The organism is Streptomyces sp. NPDC000404, from assembly GCF_040300365.1.
In the GTDB taxonomy this organism is placed as follows: domain Bacteria; phylum Actinomycetota; class Actinomycetes; order Streptomycetales; family Streptomycetaceae; genus Streptomyces; species Streptomyces ramulosus.
On record NZ_JBEPDN010000022.1, the window covers coordinates 54,563 to 73,083 of the forward strand.

14 protein-coding genes and 2 tRNA genes are annotated in these 18,521 nt (G+C 70.5%); 9 read left to right on the forward strand and 7 right to left on the reverse strand.

The genetic code is table 11. The annotated features are described in order from the left end of the window. Nucleotides 1-27 precede the first annotated feature (27 nt). Nucleotides 28-1,257, reverse strand: a complete 1,230-nt coding sequence (locus ABT345_RS32230; RefSeq protein ID WP_345084154.1) for a GNAT family N-acetyltransferase — start codon at nt 1,255-1,257, stop codon at nt 28-30. A gap of 126 nt (nt 1,258-1,383) precedes the next feature. Here ABT345_RS32230 and ABT345_RS32235 point away from each other — a divergent pair, with 126 nt between their 5' ends. Next, the gene (locus tag ABT345_RS32235) at nt 1,384-2,529 is read left to right on the forward strand and encodes a SpoIIE family protein phosphatase (protein ID WP_345084151.1); all 1,146 of its coding nucleotides are present in this window, start codon (nt 1,384-1,386) and stop codon (nt 2,527-2,529) included. Here ABT345_RS32235 and ABT345_RS32240 read toward each other — a convergent pair. Together ABT345_RS32240 and ABT345_RS32245 are read right to left on the reverse strand one after the other, a co-directional pair. Beyond that, nucleotides 2,510-3,733, reverse strand: coding sequence for a cation:proton antiporter (locus ABT345_RS32240; protein ID WP_345084148.1), 1,224 nt, complete (start codon nt 3,731-3,733; stop codon nt 2,510-2,512). The genes ABT345_RS32235 and ABT345_RS32240 overlap by 20 nt on opposite strands. Before the next feature lie 293 nt (nt 3,734-4,026). After that, nucleotides 4,027-5,262: an acyltransferase family protein gene (locus ABT345_RS32245; RefSeq protein WP_345084145.1), complete on the reverse strand. Its 1,236-nt coding sequence runs from the start codon at nt 5,260-5,262 to the stop codon at nt 4,027-4,029. Nucleotides 5,263-5,962: 700 nt separating this feature from the next. Between ABT345_RS32245 and ABT345_RS32250 the strand changes: the two genes are divergently transcribed. Beyond that, entirely contained in the window at nt 5,963-6,157 is a 195-nt protein-coding gene (locus ABT345_RS32250) for a hypothetical protein (RefSeq protein WP_030283919.1), read from the forward strand. A gap of 92 nt (nt 6,158-6,249) precedes the next feature. Here ABT345_RS32250 and ABT345_RS32255 read toward each other — a convergent pair whose 3' ends face one another. Together ABT345_RS32255 and ABT345_RS32260 are read right to left on the reverse strand one after the other, a co-directional pair. Further along, a complete protein-coding gene (locus ABT345_RS32255; protein WP_345084142.1) occupies nt 6,250-6,636 on the reverse strand; it encodes an arsenate reductase family protein in 387 nt (128 codons plus the stop codon). An 83-nt stretch (nt 6,637-6,719) separates the two neighbouring features. Continuing rightward, nucleotides 6,720-6,790, reverse strand: a tRNA-Gly gene (locus tag ABT345_RS32260). A 137-nt stretch (nt 6,791-6,927) separates the two neighbouring features. Between ABT345_RS32260 and ABT345_RS32265 the strand changes: the two genes are divergently transcribed. The 5 genes from ABT345_RS32265 to clpX all read left to right on the forward strand — a co-directional run bounded on the left by ABT345_RS32265 (nt 6,928) and on the right by clpX (nt 11,747). Beyond that, nucleotides 6,928-7,004 (forward strand) — tRNA-Pro (locus ABT345_RS32265). A 287-nt stretch (nt 7,005-7,291) separates the two neighbouring features. Beyond that, nucleotides 7,292-8,671, forward strand: coding sequence for a trigger factor (gene tig / locus ABT345_RS32270; RefSeq protein WP_345084139.1), 1,380 nt, complete (start codon nt 7,292-7,294; stop codon nt 8,669-8,671). A 288-nt stretch (nt 8,672-8,959) separates the two neighbouring features. Beyond that, on the forward strand, nt 8,960-9,562 hold the full coding sequence (locus ABT345_RS32275) for an ATP-dependent Clp protease proteolytic subunit (RefSeq protein ID WP_030283915.1): 603 nt from the start codon (nt 8,960-8,962) through the stop codon (nt 9,560-9,562). Nucleotides 9,563-9,628: 66 nt separating this feature from the next. After that, the gene (locus ABT345_RS32280) at nt 9,629-10,306 is read left to right on the forward strand and encodes an ATP-dependent Clp protease proteolytic subunit (RefSeq protein WP_030283914.1); all 678 of its coding nucleotides are present in this window, start codon (nt 9,629-9,631) and stop codon (nt 10,304-10,306) included. 157 nt (nt 10,307-10,463) lie between these two features. After that, nucleotides 10,464-11,747, forward strand: a complete 1,284-nt coding sequence (clpX, locus tag ABT345_RS32285; protein ID WP_345084134.1) for an ATP-dependent Clp protease ATP-binding subunit ClpX — start codon at nt 10,464-10,466, stop codon at nt 11,745-11,747. A gap of 85 nt (nt 11,748-11,832) precedes the next feature. On the opposite strand, the gene ABT345_RS32290 is transcribed toward clpX, so the two are convergent. After that, on the reverse strand, nt 11,833-12,786 hold the full coding sequence (locus ABT345_RS32290) for a hypothetical protein (RefSeq protein ID WP_345084131.1): 954 nt from the start codon (nt 12,784-12,786) through the stop codon (nt 11,833-11,835). Nucleotides 12,787-12,923: 137 nt separating this feature from the next. Between ABT345_RS32290 and ABT345_RS32295 the strand changes: the two genes are divergently transcribed. Further along, a complete protein-coding gene (locus tag ABT345_RS32295) occupies nt 12,924-15,542 on the forward strand; it encodes a valine--tRNA ligase (protein WP_345084128.1) in 2,619 nt (872 codons plus the stop codon). Here the strand turns inward: ABT345_RS32295 and ABT345_RS32300 are convergent. Then, entirely contained in the window at nt 15,508-16,695 is a 1,188-nt protein-coding gene (locus ABT345_RS32300; RefSeq protein WP_345085113.1) for a hypothetical protein, read from the reverse strand. The genes ABT345_RS32295 and ABT345_RS32300 overlap by 35 nt on opposite strands. Before the next feature lie 226 nt (nt 16,696-16,921). Here ABT345_RS32300 and ABT345_RS32305 point away from each other — a divergent pair, with 226 nt between their 5' ends. Next, nucleotides 16,922-18,370, forward strand: coding sequence for a peptidoglycan D,D-transpeptidase FtsI family protein (locus tag ABT345_RS32305; RefSeq protein WP_345084125.1), 1,449 nt, complete (start codon nt 16,922-16,924; stop codon nt 18,368-18,370). Nucleotides 18,371-18,521 lie beyond the last annotated feature (151 nt).

The following is an 18,521-nucleotide window of genomic DNA, read 5'->3' on the forward strand; positions in this document are numbered from 1 at the left end:
GTCACCGCGGCCCCGGCCCCGCCCCGCTCAGAACTCGTGCGGCAGCCACGGCTGGACATCCTCGCCGAACGCCACCGACGCCGCCGCCAGCGCCCCCGGCCGCAGCTCCTGCACCCGCCCGGCCCCGGCCATCGCCGACAGCGTGAAGCCGCCCAGGTACGCCGAGCCCAGCTCCCGCACGGACAGCGCCAGATCGGCCGGGTCGGTGGTCCGCTCGCAGGTCGCGCCCGAGCCGTCGCCGGACAGCCGCCAGCGGCCCTCGTTCCACGGGCAGAACGGGTCGGCCACCTGGAGCACCGTGTCCACCGGCCGCTGGTACGTCCGCGCCGCCAGCGCCGCGCCCAGCTCCACCGGCCGCACGAACGCCGCCTCCCGCAGCCCGATCAGACACCGCCGCATGTCCGGGACCAGATGCAGCAGCGGATCGTCCACCGGCAGATTCCACGCCGTCACGCACGTCGTCAGGTCGATGCTGAACAGATAGCGCCACAGCGCCGCGCCCACCACCGGATCGGTCGCGGCCAGGTCCCGCACCCGCACCGTGCCCTGCGCCCCGGCCTCGGCCCAGTCCATCACCACGGAGTACCGGGCGTATCCGGCCACCTCGCCGCCGGCCTCGGCCACCACGCACTGCAGCGGGCCCTCGTCGTCGTCGCGGTCGTCCTCCGGGTCGAGGATCAGCATCCGGTCCCAGCCCGGCGGCCGCACCAGCATCCCGGCGCGCCCCGCGACCGTCCGCGCATAGACCGCCTCGCACGCCGCCAGCGCCTCGTCCGGCTCCTTCAGCCGCAGCCGTACGTCGTCGCAGCCGGGCAGGGCCGCGGGGGCCACCCGGGTGGTGTCGGCCTTGATCCGCATCTCCTGCGTCGCCGCGCCGTACCCGAACCGCCCGTAGATCGCGGACTCGGACGCCGTCAGCATCGCCAGCGGCTCGCCCCGCTCCCGTACGTCGTCCAGCTGCCGCCGCATCATCGACGTCAGCACCCCGCGGCGGCGGTGCGTCGGCTGCACGCTGACCATCGTCACCCCGGCCGCCGGCACCGAGGCCCCGCCCGGCACCGTCACGCCGAAGGAGAACGCGCCCGCGGTGCCGACGATCTCGCCGTCGTCCCAGGCGGCGAGGGAGCGTCCGGGCTCCATCAGCTCCCGCCACATGGCCCGTTCTTCGGCGGACTCCTCCTCGCTGAACGCCCGCTCCAGCTTCCCGTACCAGGTGTCTCCTTCATCCGGCTGCAACACCCGCAACTCTGTCGTCATACGCCACCTGTACCAGGAGGGTCTCCGGCAGCGCGACCGCATTTCGAACGGGATTCCCGGCAATCACACCGGGGCGCGTCCGGCGAATCGACGTGCCGCCGAACGGGTGGATAAAGTCCCCGTGACATGACACGCCGCCCGGGAACGGAACCCCTGACGGCCCGGCTGCACAAGGCGCTGCACCGGGCCCGCGTCGCCGTGCGCAAGGCGGGGGTCGACTACTTCCGCGGCGACGGCTCCGACGGACCCGCCCTCGCCGCGCTGCTCCTCTCGGTGGCGCTCATCGGCGGCGGCACCCTGTGGCACACGGAATGGTTCGGACCGACCGCATTGGTCCTTCCGGTGATCGCCGGCGGCCTTCTCCTGCGCCCCGCCAACCTCCTCGCCCTCTACGCCGCTTCCGCGACCGCCCTGATCGTGGAGGCGGCGCTCTTCGGCCCGTACGACGAGGGACCGGAGCGCATCACGCCCGGCACGGTCCTGATCGTCGCCGCCGTCGGGCTGATCGGCCTGCTCATCGCGCAGTTCCGCAGCCGGGTCGGCGTGCCCTGGCGCCGCGGCAGCACCATGCTCTTCGACCTGCGCGAACGCATCCGGGTCCAGAGCGAGCTGCCCCGGCTGCCGGACGGCTGGCACCACGAGATGGCGCTGCGCCCGGCCGGCGGACAGTCGTTCTCCGGTGACTTCGTCGTCGCCTCGCGCACCCAGGGCGGCAACATCCTGGAGGTCGTCCTCACCGACGTCTCCGGCAAGGGCATGGACGCGGCCTCCCGCTCCCTGCTGCTCTCCGGCGCCTTCGGCGGCCTCCTCGGCTCGCTGCCGCCGAACAGCTTCCTGCCCGCGGCCAACGGCTATCTGCTGCGCCAGGACTGGGACGAGGGCTTCGCCACCTCCATCCACCTCGTCCTCGACCTGGAGTCCGGCGACTACGAACTGCTCTCCGCCGGCCACCTCCCGGCCCTCCAGCTCTGTGCCGGCAGCGGCCGCTGGGAGGAGAAGTCCGGCGAGGGCCCGCTCCTCGGGGTGTACGACGGGGCGCAGTTCGACCCGGTGAAGGGCCGGCTGCGCCCCGGCGACGTCCTGATGATGTTCACCGACGGCCTGGTCGAGTCCGCGGACCGCGACATCGCCGAGGGCATGGACCGGCTGACCGGCGAGGCCGACCGCTATGTCGCGGGCGGCTTCGCGGGCGCCGCCTGGCATCTGATCGAGGCGGTCGCCAAGGACGTCAACGACGACCGGGCGCTGCTCCTCATCTGCCGGGACGCGTAGCGCCGACGGGCTCGGGCGCCGCCTCCGCAGCCGCCTCCGTGGTGTCCGCCGCCTCTGCCGCGGCGGCGCGGCCACCCGGCAGCACCCGCGCCAGCCACTCCGCCCGCCCGGCGGCCAGCGGCCCGAGCACCGCGAGGATCAGGACGTATCCGGCGATGAAGGGCGACAGCCGCTCGTCGAGTCCGGCGGCCGCCGCCATCGTCGCCAGGATCAGCGCGAACTCGCCGCGGGCCAGCAGCGAGGTGGCGATGCCCGCAGCCGACCGCGGTCCGAAGCGGTGGATCCGCGCGGCCAGCATCCCGGCGACGACGTTCATCACCACCGTCAGCGAGACGGCGACGAGCACCGGCCCGACCACCGACGGCAGGTCACCGGGGTTGATGGAGAGCCCGAACGCGAAGAAGAAGATCGCGCCGAACGCGTCCCGCAGCGGATGCACCAGCTCCCGGATCCGGTCGCCGGAGCTGGTGCCGCCCAGCATCAGCCCCACCATGAACGCGCCGATGGCGTCCGCGACCCCGAACCACTCGGAGACCCCGGCTACCAGGACGGCCGCGCCGAGGAAGGAGATGACGAGGAGTTCGTTGTCCCGGGTGGCGATCAGCCGGTCGACCACGCGGGTGCCCCACCGCGCCGCGGCGGCGAGCAGCAGCAGGAACCCGAAGGCCTTGCCCGCGTCGTACGCCGCCTCGCCGAACGAGTCCGCACCGGAGATCACCGGCTGGAGCGCGGCCAGGTACAGCGCCAGGAAGATGTCCTCGACGACGATGATCCCGAGGATCGGCTTCGCCTCCGGGCTGCCCAGCCGTCCCGTGTCGACCAGCACCTTGGTGACGATCGCGGACGAGGAGATGCCCAGCACCCCGGCGAGCACCAGCGCCTCGGACGTGCCCCAGCCGAGCGCGAAGCCGAAGGCGAGCCCGGCGCCGACGTTCAGTGCGAGATAGGCGCCCCCGGCCAGCGCCATCTTGCGGCCGCCGGTCTTGAGGTCGTCCACATGGAATTCGAGGCCGAGGTAGAAGAGCAGCAGCACCAGCCCGAGGAGCGAGAGCATCTCCAGGTCGTGCGGGTCGGCGACCAGCACCAGGCCGGGCGTGTGCGGGCCGAGGAGGATCCCGGCCAGGATGAAGAGGGGGATGGTGGGCAGGCCGATCCGGCGGCCGGTCCGGGCGAGCACGGCGGCGGCCAGAAAGGCCCCGCCCATGGCTATCAGGGTCTGCGCGTGACCGATGGCTCCTCCAAGGTCTGACGGATGGACAGGCGGGCGGAGTCAACGCACGGCGAGAATCGGAACAATCGCCAGGAATCGACACCGAAGGTCAAGAGAGAGTCAAGAAAAGGTCGATAGTTAGATTACCAAAGGAGATTCCGGGCGCGCCGAAGCGCGGGCCGGAGCCGGTACGGCGACCGCCCGCACGCCCGGACGCATCGCATCAACGGGCCGATGAGAGAAGGGGATTGAGGAGTTTCGGGCTTTCTCCGGACGAGCCCTCGGGGCTACCGCTGCGCCGCGGCGCGGCTCTCCCGGTCGGCCCGGTCCGCCTTCGCCGCAGGGGCGCCCGCCTCCGGCCCGTTCCGCCCGGCGGCCGTCCGGCGGGCGTCCTCGGGGTCCTTGCGGAACGCCCACGCCATCGTCGGCTCCATCGCGAACCGGAAGACCTTGCGCACCGGCGGGGTGCACAGCGCCGTGACCACCACACCGGCGATCGCCGTGACCGCGATCTCCCCGAGCGGCGTGTGCAGCCAGGCGTAGTCGTCGAACCAGCCCCAGAACCGGGAGCCCTTGGCGAGGAAGCCGTGCAGCAGATAGCCGTAGAGCGTCCCCGCGCCCAGCGCCGTGAACCACGTCCGCCGGGTCGGGACCCAGGAGTAGAAGCACGCCGTCAGCACCAGCGAGCACCCGAAGAGCGCCAGGCTCATCACCGCCCCGGCCCACCAGGTGGTGCCCAGCTCTTGCGCGCTGTCGCGGTGGTAGAACCACGCCGACGTCATCCGGGGCGCCGCCCAGTACGCCACGGCCACCGCCGCGGCGAAGGCCGGCACCGCCGCGATCCGCACCGCCCGCCGCCGCACCCACGCGAAGTGCTCCGGCTTCAGATTCAGCCCCAGCACGAAGAACGGCAGGAACTGCAGCACCCGCTGGAGGTCGAGGTCGTCACCGATCTCCGGTGAGACGGACGCGGCGACCGCGATGGCGAGCGCCAGCGGGACCGGCCAGCGGACGATCTTCCACAGCGGCGTCGTCAGCCGCCAGATGAAGAGCGCGACCAGGAACCACGTCAGGAACCACGGATCGAGCAGGCTGATCGGCATCTTCGGATCGTGGTTCGCCCACCGCGCGAAGAAGGTGTACGCGGTCTCGAAGAGGAGGTACGGGACGGCGACGCCGGTGATCAGCCGCTGCAGCCGGTCCTTGCGCATGTCGAAACTGCGCGAGAAGTAGCCGGAGATGATGATGAACGCCGGCATGTGGAAGGCGTAGACCGTCATGTACAGCGCCTCGGCGGCGCGGCTGCCGTCGGTCAGCGGCTCCCAGGCGTGCCCCATCGCCACCAGCACGATGGCGAGGTACTTCGCATTGTCGAAGAACGCGTCCCGGCCCCGCGCGGGCGCCGGCGCCCCGGCACCGGTACGTTCGGCCGCCGGCCCGCCAGAGGGTGGTGCCGGGTGCGCATCCGCCTCCTCCCGGACCGCGGGGAGGGCACGTCGCGAGGTCGGCACAGGCGGAAACATCTGAGGCACCCTAGTGGCGCTCCGCCGAATACGTAAAACCGCCGTCAGGTAATTCGGCATTTCCCCAGGTAATCGCCGTACACGGCCCCCGGCCCCGGCGTGATCGAATTCCGCGCGGCGCTCCGCGATATCCCGCCCGAATGCCGCACGGCTCCCTGAACTCCCCGACCGACACGCTGTTCTGTGGCATTTCACCCCCATAAAACGGTCGATAAGGTACACGCATCCCGTCGAAGGAAAGGTCATATCTTCCCGTCATGCGTCACCGCGGTGCGCGTGAGTGATGCCACATCGGGGAATGCGCCCCGGTGCTCGCGCGGCAAATGCACCGGCGCCGCCGGGTGAATAACGCAGTGGCGAACGTCACTTACCGGCCAGGCGTGACGAAATATTCCGGCCGAATTGCCGTTCCCGCGGTGCGTACCGTTTCCCTCCGCGCCGCCCGCACCGTACGGTGCCCCGCCCGGCCGCCCCCGCGCCCGCTTCCTGGCACCTTGCCGAAACGCCCCCGGCCCGCCGCACGAGCGCGACGTTCCTCCGCTTCACCCCTCAACGGAACGAAGCGGGCAAAGCCTTGGCCGATGATTCGTCACCCGTATGCGGTGGGAAGTGACTTGGTGGCACGATGGGGTGCCTGCGGGGGTGTGCGCAGCTGCACACTTCCCGGCCGGCGAGGCTTCCGACCGAGGGTGTGATCTGTGTGGCTCTGTCGCTGTCAGTGGTGCTGCTGTTGGGGATCGTGCTGATCGTGCTGATCCGCGGCAAAACGATCAAGCCGGGCCCGGCGATCGTCGCCATCCTCTTCGGGTTCTTCCTCGCGTCCACCGGCATGGCCCCGTCCATAAACCGGTTCTTCAACTCCCTCGCGGACACGATCAACCACATCACGTTCTGAGCGCGCCCCGCCGCCGCCCGGCGGCACACCGCGCGGCACCGCCCGCCGGCCCCGGGGCCGGACCGCACCCGCGGCCCGGCCCCGGATCCGTGTCAGCTCCCGGCCCGGTCGCCTCGCGCGTCCCGCGCCAGCGCGGAGCGCACCGCGTCCTCGGTGCGCCCGACGACCGCCGTACCGTCGTCGGCGGTGATGATCGGCCGCTGGATCAGCCGCGGATGCGCGGCCAGCGCCTCGATCCACCGCTCCCGCCCGGCGTCCGACCGCTCCCAGGACGCCACCCCCAGCTCCTTCGCCTCGGCCTCCTGCGTCCGTGTGATCTCCCACGGCTCCAGCCCCAGGCGCCCCAGCACGGCCCGGATCTCCTCCGCCGTCGGCGGCTCCTCCAGATAGCGGCGCACCGTGTACCGCGCCCCCTCCTCGTCGAGCAGGCCGACCGCGGAACGGCACTTGGAACACGCGGGATTGATCCAGATCTCCATGCCGGTCACCCTAGAGCGCCCCGCCGGGCCCGCATACGGCAAGAGGCCCCGGACCGGCAGGTCCAGGGCCTCTCGCTTCGCTGAGCGGGCGACGGGAATCGAACCCGCGTAGCCAGTTTGGAAGACTGGGGCTCTACCATTGAGCTACGCCCGCATGCGCCACAGGTCGTCGCGACCCCGGCACGCAGTGCACTGTAGCGGGTCGGACCCCTCCACCGCACACCCGTTGACCACGCCCGGATATCCGGCAGCCGCAGCGCCATCGGCCATGTACCCTACGTGTCGCACCGACGGGGTGTGGCGCAGCTTGGTAGCGCGTCCGCTTTGGGAGCGGAAGGTCGTCGGTTCGAATCCGGCCACCCCGACCAGCAGTATTCACGGCGTACGTCCCGGTGGACCGGTTCCCCGGGCGCGGCCCGCCGACCACCTCCGGATTTTCGGAGGTGCCCCTCCGACCTCGGTCGATACGCATCGCGGGCGCCCGCCGTACGGGCCCGCGAGGTCGCGTTGTCGGTGCCGTCGTCCTTGCGGTTACTATGCAAGCTGCGTGCCCGTGTGTCTCTGTACCGGGCGCGATCGGCCGGGGCCCGCACCGCGGGACCATCCCGGAAGATCCGAGCAGAACCCCAGAAGTCAGCCCCAAGGAGACCGAACCGTGAAGAGCGCCGTGGAGACCCTGAACCCGACCCGGGTTCGGCTCACTGTCGAGGTGCCCTTCGAGGAGCTCAAGGACAGCCTCGACGCGGCGTACAAGAAGATCAACCAGCAGGTCACGGTGAAGGGCTTCCGCAAGGGCAAGATCCCTGCCCGCGTCATCGACCAGCGGTTCGGTCGCGGCGCCGTGCTGGAGGAGGCCGTCAACGACGCGCTCCCGAAGTTCTACACCGAAGCGGTCAACGAGGGTGAGCTGAACGTCCTCGGTCAGCCCGAGGTCGACATCACCGAGCTGAAGGACGGCGAGCTGCTGGCCTTCACCGCCGAGGTCGACGTCCGCCCCGCCCTGGAGATCCCGGACTACTCCGGCATCGAGGTCGAGGTCGACGCCGTCACCGTGTCGGACGAGGACATCGAGAAGTCGGTCGAGCAGCTCCGTGAGCGCTTCGCCTCCACCTCCCCGGTCGAGCGCGCCGCGCAGGACGGCGACGTCCTGACGCTGGACCTCGAGGCCAAGGTGGACGGCGAGGTCCTGGAGGACGGCGTCGCCAAGGGCGTCAGCTACACCGTCGGCTCCGGCGAGCTGCTGGACGGCATCGACGACGCGGTCAAGGGCGTCGAGGCCGGCGGCACCGCCACCTTCACCTCCGAGCTCAAGGGCGGCTCCGCCCAGGGCAAGGAGGCCGAGGTCAAGGTCGACGTCACCGCCGTCGCCGCCCGCGAACTGCCCGAGCTGGACGACGACTTCGCGCAGCTGGCCAGCGAGTTCGACACGCTCGACGAGCTGAAGGCCGACAGCGCCAAGCGCCTTGAGCAGATGAAGAAGTACGACCAGGCCACCCAGGCCCAGGAGAAGGTGCTCGAGGAGCTGCTCAAGCTCGTGGAGGTCCCGATCCCCGAGAAGCTCCTCGAGGACGAGATCAACACCCGCAAGCACAACCTGGTCAACCACCAGCTCGGCCAGATGGGCCTCGACCTCGCGAAGTACCTGGAGATCCAGGGCAAGACCGAGGAAGAGTTCGACGCCGAGACCAAGGAGCAGGCGGAGAAGGGCATCAAGACCCAGTTCATCCTCGATGAGCTGGTCAACAAGGAGAAGCTGAACGTCAGCCAGGAGGAGCTCACCGAGCACCTCATGCGCCGCGCGCAGTCCTCCGGCATGTCCCCCGACCAGTTCGCCCAGGCCGTCGTCGAGGGCGGCCAGGTGCCGATGCTCGTCGGCGAGGTCGCCCGCGGCAAGGCGCTCGCCGTCGTCGTCGAGGCCGCCACCGTCAAGGACAGCAACGGCGAGGTCGTCGAGCTGGACGACGAGGACGAGACCGCCGAGACGGTCGTCGCCGAGGCCGAGGGCACCGAGGCCGCGGAGAAGACCGAGAGCTGAGCTCCGGCAGCCTCCCGCACCCCTTGATCACGGGCCCGAACGCGCCTTTGCGTGTGTTCGGGCCCGTGCTCGTCACCGCCCGGTGAGCCTGCGCTCACAGCGAACAGTTCTCCAAGCGGGATGGCGTTGTCCGACCTGCGCGTTAGGGTCCGTAGATACGAGGGCAGGGGAGTCTTTCGAAACGCGCCGGGGCCACACCGTACGGCGCAGACCCCCACGCCCCGGCAGACGACGCTGAGACGGTTCCGTACCGTCCGACAACGAGCAGGTGGACACGTGACGATCCCGATGCCTTCCGCCGCCGCTGAGCCGACCTTCGGTGGCCTCGGCGACCAGGTCTACAACCGGCTGCTCGGCGAGCGGATCATCTTCCTCGGCCAGCCGGTCGACGACGACATCGCCAACAAGATCACCGCGCAGCTGCTTCTCCTGGCCGCGGACCCGGACAAGGACATCTTCCTCTACATCAACTCCCCGGGCGGCTCGATCTCGGCCGGCCTGGCGATCTACGACACCATGCAGTACATCAAGAACGACGTGGTGACGATCGCCATGGGCCTGGCGGCCTCCATGGGGCAGTTCCTCCTGAGCGCCGGCACCCCGGGCAAGCGGTTCGCGCTGCCCAACGCGGAGATCCTCATCCACCAGCCCTCGGCCGGTCTCGCCGGCTCCGCGTCGGACATCAAGATCCACGCCGAGCGGCTGCTGCACACCAAGAAGCGCATGGCCGAGCTGACCGCCTTCCACACCGGTCAGACCGTCGAGCGGATCACCCAGGACTCCGACCGTGACCGCTGGTTCTCCGCCGACGAGGCCAAGGAGTACGGCCTCATCGACGATGTCATGACCTCCGCCGCCGGCGTTCCGGGCGGGGGCGGCACCGGGGCCTGAGCCCGCGGACCACTCGCCCCACAGCCACCCAGCCCCTTGATCGCCACCAGGACGGTGAACCTCCCGATGAACAACTTCCCCGGCAGCGGCCTGTACCAGGGCGCCGAGTCCGAGTTTTCCGGCCCGCGCGCCGAGTCCCGCTACATCGTTCCGCGTTTCGTGGAGCGCACCTCGCAGGGCGTGCGTGAGTACGACCCGTACGCGAAGCTCTTCGAGGAGCGGGTGATCTTCCTCGGCGTGCAGATCGACGACGCGTCGGCCAACGACGTCATGGCGCAGCTGCTGTGCCTGGAGTCGATGGACCCCGACCGTGACATCTCGATCTACATCAACTCCCCGGGCGGCTCCTTCACGGCGCTCACCGCGATCTACGACACGATGCAGTTCGTGAAGCCCGACATCCAGACGGTCTGCATGGGCCAGGCGGCCTCCGCCGCCGCCGTGCTGCTCGCCGCCGGCACCCCCGGCAAGCGGATGGCGCTGCCCAACGCCCGCGTGCTGATCCACCAGCCGTACAGCGAGACCGGCCGCGGCCAGGTCTCCGACCTGGAGATCGCCGCCAACGAGATCCTGCGGATGCGTTCGCAGCTGGAGGATCTGCTGGCCAAGCACTCCTCCACCCCGATCGAGAAGATCCGGGACGACATCGAGCGCGACAAGATCCTGACCGCCGAGGAGACCTTGGCGTACGGTCTGGTCGACCAGATCGTGTCGACGCGCAAGGCGTCGGTCTCGATGGGCTAGCGGTATCGCACAGGCGCCGGGCGCGCGCCCCCTTGGACCGGTTCGACGGAGTCGGTCCAAGGGGGGCCCGTACGAAGGGCCCGGCAAGGTACCGTCGATAGGCAAGCACCCGGGTCCGTAGGAGCAATGCGGATCCCAGGCGAAGGGGAAGCACCTCGTGGCACGCATCGGTGACGGCGGCGACCTGCTCAAGTGCTCGTTCTGCGGAAAGAGTCAGAAGCAGGTGAAGAAGCTCATCGCGGGACCTGGTGTGTACATCTGCGACGAGTGCATCGACCTCTGCAACGAAATCATCGAGGAGGAGCTGGCCGAGACCTCCGAGGTGCGCTGGGAGGAGCTTCCCAAGCCCCGCGAGATCTACGAGTTCCTGGGCGGCTACGTCGTCGGCCAGGAGCCCGCCAAGAAGGCCCTCTCGGTGGCCGTCTACAACCACTACAAGCGGGTGCAGGCGGGCGAGAACGGCGGTGGCCGCGGCGACGAGGGCATCGAGCTGGCGAAGTCCAACATCCTGCTGCTCGGCCCCACCGGCTCCGGCAAGACGCTGCTCGCGCAGACCCTCGCCCGGATGCTGAACGTCCCGTTCGCCTTCGCGGACGCCACCGCCCTCACCGAGGCCGGATACGTCGGCGAGGACGTCGAGAACATCCTGCTCAAGCTGATCCAGGCCGCGGACTTCGACATCAAGAAGGCCGAGACGGGGATCATCTACATCGACGAGATCGACAAGGTCGCCCGCAAGAGCGAGAACCCCTCGATCACCCGTGACGTCTCCGGCGAGGGCGTCCAGCAGGCGCTGCTGAAGATCCTGGAGGGCACCACCGCCTCGGTGCCGCCGCAGGGCGGGCGCAAGCACCCGCACCAGGAGTTCATCCAGATCGACACGACGAACGTGCTGTTCATCGTGGGCGGCGCGTTCGCCGGCCTGGACAAGATCATCGAGGCGCGGTCCGGCGCCAAGGGCATCGGCTTCGGCGCCACGATCCGCTCCAAGCGCGAGATCGAGTCGAAGGACCAGCTCAAGGACGTCATGCCGGAGGACCTGGTGAAGTTCGGGATGATCCCGGAGTTCATCGGCCGGCTGCCCGTCCTCACCTCGGTCCACAACCTCGACCGCGAGACGCTGCTGCAGATCCTCGTCGAGCCGCGCAACGCCCTCGTCAAGCAGTACAAGCGCCTCTTCGAACTCGACGGCGTGGAGCTGGACTTCGACCGCCCGGCCCTGGAGGCCATCGCCGACCAGGCGATCTTGCGCGGCACCGGCGCCCGTGGGCTGCGCGCCATCATGGAGGAGGTCCTCCAGTCGGTGATGTACGAGGTGCCCTCCCGCAAGGACGTGGCCCGCGTCGTCATCACCGAGGACGTCGTGCACTCCAACGTCAACCCGACCCTGGTGCCGCGCAGCCGCGGCGAGTCGGGCGAGCCGCACGAGAAGAGCGCCTGAGCACGGGCGGCTCGCGCCCGTCCCGTACACACGAAGCCGCCCGGCAGCACATCGCTGCCGGGCGGCTTTCCGTCGCGCTCGCGCGCTACTTCTCCTGGCGCACTTCTTCGCGGACCTTCGCGGTCTTCTCCGACAGCTGCTCCGCGGAGAGCGCCTGCGCACCGGAGGCGCCCGAGGGGTCGGGCTTGGCCTGGGAGTTGACGACGCCGACGGCGCTGCTGTCGGCCCAGATGCAGGTGGACGCCGTGATGGCGGCGGAGGCTCCACTCGCGGAAACCGTGATCTTCTGCGTCCGGCACTTCAGCACGGCGCCGTCGAAGCCGTCGGGGGAGTACGAGGTGGCCGGCACCGTCGTCTCGATCGTCGTCTTCGACCGCGCCTGCTGCTTCTTCTGCTCCGCGTCGATCTTGGCGAAGAGGGCGTCGGCGGCCGAATTCGGGTCCGCGACCTCGCCGTAGATGCCCGTCACGCCCAGGAGCTGATCGCCGGCGTTGGAGTAGGAACCCGTCACGGCCTTGCTGTGGGTGATCCCCATCGCCCGGAGCTCCTTGTCGTCGGAGAAGTCCTTGGAGGTCTCCGCCCCGGGCCGGTCGGGTGCCTTGGTGTACTCGCCGTCCACCAGCTTGTCCTTGAGGACGATGGTGTACGGGGGGACGCTGCCGCCCGAGCCGAACGCGAAGTAGGCGCCCACGCCGATCGCCGCGACGACGGCCACCGCGCCGACGATGATGCCGATCTTCTTGCCGTTGCCGCCGGAGGCGGGCGGCGTGCCCTGCGGGATCGAGCCGTACGGCGTCTGCTGCTGGCCGTACGGGGCCTGCTGCTGGCCGTAGGGGCCCGGCTGCTGCGGCTGGCCGTACGGAGCCTGCTGGGGTGCGCCCTGCTGGGGGTAGCCGTAGCCCTGCTGCGGGGGCACCGGGGCGCCCTGCTGCGGATAGCCGTAGCCGGGCTGCGGGGCCGGGGGCTGCGGCTGACCGTACGGTCCGGGCTGCTGCGGCTGCTGGCCGTACGGTCCGGGCGGCGGCTGGTTGAAGCTCATGGAGCGGTTCCCCTCGTGACTACTGGCGACAGGCCGTGTCCTGTCCCGACACATCCTGTACGACGCCGCTGACAGCCGGTGCCCCGGGGGCGAAACCGATTCGAAGCTGCGACATCCGCGCCCGTACACTGTCGGTCGTGACCGAGAACACTCAGCAGAGCAACCACAGCGCCCCCGAACTGCCGACTCAGTACACGCCGGCCGACGTAGAGGGGCCGCTGTACGAGCGCTGGGTAGAGCGGGGCTACTTCACCGCCGACGCGAAGAGCGAGAAGCCCCCGTACACGATCGTCATCCCCCCGCCGAACGTCACCGGCTCGCTCCACCTGGGCCACGCCTTCGAGCACACCCTGATCGACGCCCTCACCCGCCGCAAGCGCATGCAGGGCTACGAGACGCTGTGGCAGCCCGGTATGGACCACGCGGGCATCGCCACGCAGAACGTCGTCGAGCGGGAGCTGGCCAAGGAGGGCAAGTCCCGCCACGACCTGGGCCGCGAGGCGTTCGTCGAGCGGGTCTGGCAGTGGAAGGCCGAGTCCGGCGGTCAGATCGCCGGGCAGATGCGGCGCCTGGGCACCGGCGTCGCCTGGGACCGCGACCGCTTCACCATGGACGAGGGCCTCTCCCGCGCCGTCCAGACCGTCTTCAAGAAGATGTTCGACGAGGGCCTCATCTACCGCGCCGAGCGCATCATCAACTGGTGCCCGCGCTGTCTGACGGCCATCTCCGACATCGAGGTCGACTACCAGGACGACGACGGCGAGCTCGTCTCCATGAAGTACGGCGAGGGCGAGGACACCATCGTCGTCGCCACCACCCGCGCCGAGACGATGCTCGGCGACACCGCCGTCGCCGTCCACCCGGACGACGAGCGCTACGCCCACCTCATCGGCAAGCAGATCGCGCTCCCGCTGACCGGCCGCACCATCCCGGTCGTCGCGGACACCCACGTCGACCCGGAATTCGGCACCGGCGCCGTCAAGGTCACGCCCGCCCACGACCCGAACGACTTCGCCATCGGCCAGCGCCACAACCTGGAGTCGATCGAGGTCCTGGACCAGCGCGGCATCATCACCGCGCACGGCCCGTTCGAGGGTCTGGACCGCTTCGAGGCGCGCTCGGCGATCGTCGCCGCGCTGCGCGCCGAGGGCCGGATCGTCGCCGAGAAGCGGCCGTACGTCCACTCCGTGGGCCACTGCTCGCGCTGCAAGACCACGCTGGAGCCGCGGCTGTCGCTCCAGTGGTGGGTGAAGGTCGACACGCTCGCCAAGGCGGCGGGCGACGCGGTCCGCGACGGACGGGTGGACATCCACCCCGCCGACCTGTCGCAGCGCTACTTCGACTGGGTCGACAACCTCAACGACTGGTGCATCTCCCGGCAGCTGTGGTGGGGTCACCGCATCCCGGTCTGGCACGGCCCGAACGGCGAGACCGTCTGCGTCGGCCCGGACGAGCAGCCGCCGAGCGGCGAGGGCTGGGAGCAGGACACCGACGTCCTCGACACCTGGTTCTCCTCCGGCCTGTGGCCGTTCTCCACGCTGGGCTGGCCGGAGAAGACCGCGGACCTCGCGAAGTTCTATCCGAACTCCGTGCTGGTCACCGGCTATGACCTGATGTTCTTCTGGGTCGCCCGGATGATGATGTTCGGCCTCTACGCCATGGACGAGGTGCCCTTCCGCACCATCGCGTTCCACGGCATGGTCCGCGACGAGCACGGCAAGAAGATGTCGAAGTCGTTCGGCAACACCGTCAATCCGCTGGACTGGATGGACAAGTACGGCTCCGACGCCCTGCGGTTCACGCTGGCCCGCGGCGCCAACCCCGGCACCGACGTGCCGATCGGTGAGGACTGGGTCCAGGCGTCCCGGAACTTCGCCAACAAGATCTGGAACGCGACGCGCTTCGCGCTGATGAACGGCGCGACGATCGAGGGCGACCTGCCCCCGGCCGAGCAGCTGTCCGCCACCGACCGCTGGATCCTCTCCCGGCTGAACACCGTCGTGGCCGAGGCCGACGCGTACTACGACGACTACCAGTTCGCGAAGCTCGCCGACTCCCTCTACCACTTCGCGTGGGACGAGGTCTTCGACTGGTACGTCGAGCTGTCCAAGACGACGTTCATGGCCGGCGGCGAGGGCGCCAAGGTCTCGGCGCGGGTCCTGGGCGAGGTCCTGGACACCACGCTGCGGCTGCTGCACCCGATCGTGCCGTTCGTCACCGAGACGCTGTGGACGACGCTGACCGGCCGCGAGTCGCTGGTCGTCGCCGACTGGCCGGCCGACTCCGGCTTCCGGGACGCGGCCGCCGAGCAGGAGATCGCGCTGGTCCAGCAGGTCGTCACCGAGGTCCGCCGGTTCCGCTCCGACCAGGGTCTCCAGCCCGGCCAGAAGGTGCCCGCGCAGCTGGAGCTGGCCGGTACGCCGCTGGTGGCGCACGAGGCGGCCATGCGCTCGCTGCTGCGTCTGCAGCCCGCCGGCGAGGAGTTCAGCGCCACCGCGTCGCTGCCCGTCGCCGGCGCCACCGTCGCGCTGGACCTCTCCGGCGCGATCGACGTCGAGGCGGAGCGCAAGCGGCTGACGAAGGACCTGGCCGCCGCCGAGAAGGAGAAGGCGCAGGCGCTGGGCAAGCTCGGCAACGAGGCGTTCCTCGCCAAGGCGCCGGAGAAGGTCGTGGACAAGATCCGCGGCCGGCTGGAGACCGCCGAGGCGGACCTCGTCCGGATCACCGCTCAGCTGGCGGCGCTCCCGCAGGCATGACCGCGCCCGGGGACTGCCCCGGAATGCGCACCGCAGGCCCCTCGCCCTCACCGGCGGGGGGCCTGCGCCGTCCCCGGGAGCCCCGCTCGCGCACCGGCCACAGCAGGACGTACGCCGTGGACACCGCCACGAAGCCCAGCCGGATCAGCCCGCGCGCCGCATCGTCCGGGACGACGAAGACGCTGCCGTAGAGGGTGAGCAGCGCCAGCCAGCTCCACCACGGCACCAGCCGCCGCTGCCCGATGACGTCCCACAGCAACGTGCCCAGCAGCACCGACGCCGTGTAGTACGTGTAGACGCTGGGGTCGAGGACGATGCGGGCGTTGGCGCCGAGCAGCACCACGGCGGCCCAGCGGCCCCGCCACACCGCCAGCGAGCCGAGCGTCAGGCCCAGCGCCGCCTGGGCGGGGCGGTCCCAGCCGGGCGTCTCGGGGTCGCCGACGCCCAGCCAGCGCAGCGCGGACGCCGGATGGTTGGGGATGGTGAAGCGCGCCGCGGCCACCGTGTCGGGGGAGTCCAGGAAGAACGGCAGCCAGGCGAGGGCGACCAGCGCCGCGCACCACAGCCCGGCCCGCAGCCACTGCCGCCGGGGCAGCGCCAGCAGCAGCGGCAGGAAGGCGAGGGCGGTGGGCTTGGCGTCCATCGCCAGCGCCAGGCAGACGCCGGTCAGGGCCGGGTTGCCGCGGGTCAGGAAGCGGACGGCGAGGGCGGTGAAGAAGAGCGCGAGGACGTCGTCGAGGTGGCCGAAGCGGACCGCGACCTCGATCCACATCGGGATGAACGCCAGCCCGGCGATGAGCACCCGCTGCCGCAGCCGCCGGTGGTTGGTGCCGGTGCCCAGGAAGTGCTCGGCGGCGCTGCGCCCGGCCAGCACCGTGATCACCAGGCCGAGCAGCGACATCAGCGCCGCGGCCAGGAACTGCCCGGTGGCCTCGGGGAACGGGTTGAAGACCCCGGCCACCAGGAAGCTGACCGGCCCCATCTGGAGCTCGGGGTGGTGCGCGTAGAGGTTGAGGCCGCCGGTGCCGTCGCCGGCCGAGCCCTGGTAGAGCAGCTCACCGCCGGCCCGCAGGTAGTGCCAGGAAAAGCCGCCGTGCGGCTCGACCACGGCGAACCACAGCACCGTCCAGGCGGTGAGCAGCACCAAATGCATCCGCTGACGCGTCGGCGGCACTTTCTTCGCTCCCGTATTCCGTCCGCTCGTACCGGAAAGGGGCCCGCGGAGACCCCTCCGACGAAGAGGGGGGAATGCGCGGAAAAGTTCCCCGGCCGGGCCGAAAGGTCATTTTCATCGCGCTCTCATCAAGACGGGTGACCCTGGGGCGGGGCCGCCGGACTTTCCGGAGGTACCGCCCGAACCGTGAGGAGCAGCGCCGATCATGAACAAACCTCTGCGCCGGGTCTCGGTCTTCTGCCTGACGCTGATCATCGCGCTGATGGCCTGGGTGACCTGGATCCAGGGAGCCAAGGCCGGTTCGTACCGCAGCGATCCGCACAACCCCCGGGTCGCCATAGGGAAGTACGCCGCCCCGATGGGCAACATCCTCGTCGACGACCACCCCGTCACCGGCTCCGCCGAGACCTCCGGATCGCTGCGGTACAAGCGCACCTACACCGACGGCGCGCTCTACGCGCCGGTCACCGGCTTCTCCTCGCAGGTCTACGGATCCACCCAGCTGGAGGCGCTCTACGGCGACCTCCTGGACGGCACCGACAGCCGCCTGCAGTCCCCGGCGGACGCGCTCGCGCGCAAGCGCCCCAAGGGCGGCGACGTCGCCACCACCATCGACGCGTCGGTGCAGAAGGCCGGGTACGCGGCGCTCGGCGGCAAGAAGGGCGCCGCCGTCGCCCTCGACCCGGCCACCGGCAAGATCCTCGGAATGGTCAGCACGCCCTCGTACGACCCGGGGAAGTTCGCCGGATCGGACGACAAGGACGCCACGGCGTGGCGGGCGCTGAGCGACGATCCGGACAGCCCCGAGGTGAACCGCGCGCTGCGCCAGGCGCTGCCGCCCGGCTCCACCTTCAAGCTGGTCGTCGCGGCGGCGGCACTGGAGAACGGGCTGTACTCCTCGGTGGACGAGCCGACCCGCAGCCCCGATCCGTACACCCTGCCGCACACCCGCACCCAGCTGACCAACGAGAGCGCCTCGGCGCCGTGCGAGAACGCGGACATCCGCACCGCGCTCCGGTACTCCTGCAACACCGTCTTCGCGAAGATGGCCGCCGACCTGGGCAAGGACAAGGTCCGGGCGCAGGCGGAGAAGTTCGGCTTCAACGACGCGAAGATCGACACCCCGGTGCGGACCGGCAAGAGCGTCTACCCGAAGGACATGGACGAGGCGCAGACCGCGCTCTCCGGCATCGGGCAGTTCGACGACCAGGCGACCCCGATGCAGATGGCGATGGTCGCCGCCGCCATCGCCAACGGCGGCGAGCTGAAGACCCCGCAGCTGGTCGACCGGATCACCGACGGCTCCGGCAACACCTTGGAGGAGCCGGGCACGAAGTCGTACGGCCGGACGATGTCAGCGCACACCGCCGAGCAGCTGCGCTCCGCGATGCGCACCGTCGTCGAGAAGGGCACCGGCACCAACGCCAAGATCGACGGCCTGACCGTCGGCGGCAAGACCGGCACCGCGCAGCACGGCGTCGACAACAGCGGTACCCCGTACGCGTGGTTCGTGTCGTACGCGCAGGACGACCGGGGGCGGCAGGTGGCGGTCGCGGTGATGGTCGAGGACAGCGGCGCCGCGCGTGACGAGGTCTCCGGCAACGGGCTGGCGGCGCCGGTCGCCCGGGCGATGATGAAGGCGGCGCTGCGGTGACCGCACCGGGCCGGGCGGCGCGAGCGGCGCCCTCCGGTCCGGCGGGCCGCGGGGTGCGCCGGGCGGCCGCGTCCCGGCCGCACGCCCGTGGCCTGGGAAGGTCCGCGGGCCGCGGTGCGGGCGAGACCGTTGTCAGGGGTGACTCGTAGAC

Coding starts and splice junctions, on each gene's coding strand:
- ABT345_RS32230 (WP_345084154.1), bottom strand. CDS start 1,257: ATGACGACAGAGTTGCGGGTGTTGCAGCCGGATGAAGGAGACACCTGG.
- ABT345_RS32235 (WP_345084151.1), top strand. CDS start 1,384: ATGACACGCCGCCCGGGAACGGAACCCCTGACGGCCCGGCTGCACAAG.
- ABT345_RS32240 (WP_345084148.1), bottom strand. CDS start 3,733: ATGGGCGGGGCCTTTCTGGCCGCCGCCGTGCTCGCCCGGACCGGCCGC.
- ABT345_RS32245 (WP_345084145.1), bottom strand. CDS start 5,262: ATGTTTCCGCCTGTGCCGACCTCGCGACGTGCCCTCCCCGCGGTCCGG.
- ABT345_RS32255 (WP_345084142.1), bottom strand. CDS start 6,636: ATGGAGATCTGGATCAATCCCGCGTGTTCCAAGTGCCGTTCCGCGGTC.
- ABT345_RS32275 (WP_030283915.1), top strand. CDS start 8,960: ATGCCTTCCGCCGCCGCTGAGCCGACCTTCGGTGGCCTCGGCGACCAG.
- ABT345_RS32280 (WP_030283914.1), top strand. CDS start 9,629: ATGAACAACTTCCCCGGCAGCGGCCTGTACCAGGGCGCCGAGTCCGAG.
- ABT345_RS32290 (WP_345084131.1), bottom strand. CDS start 12,786: ATGAGCTTCAACCAGCCGCCGCCCGGACCGTACGGCCAGCAGCCGCAG.
- ABT345_RS32300 (WP_345085113.1), bottom strand. CDS start 16,695: ATGCATTTGGTGCTGCTCACCGCCTGGACGGTGCTGTGGTTCGCCGTG.
- ABT345_RS32305 (WP_345084125.1), top strand. CDS start 16,922: ATGAACAAACCTCTGCGCCGGGTCTCGGTCTTCTGCCTGACGCTGATC.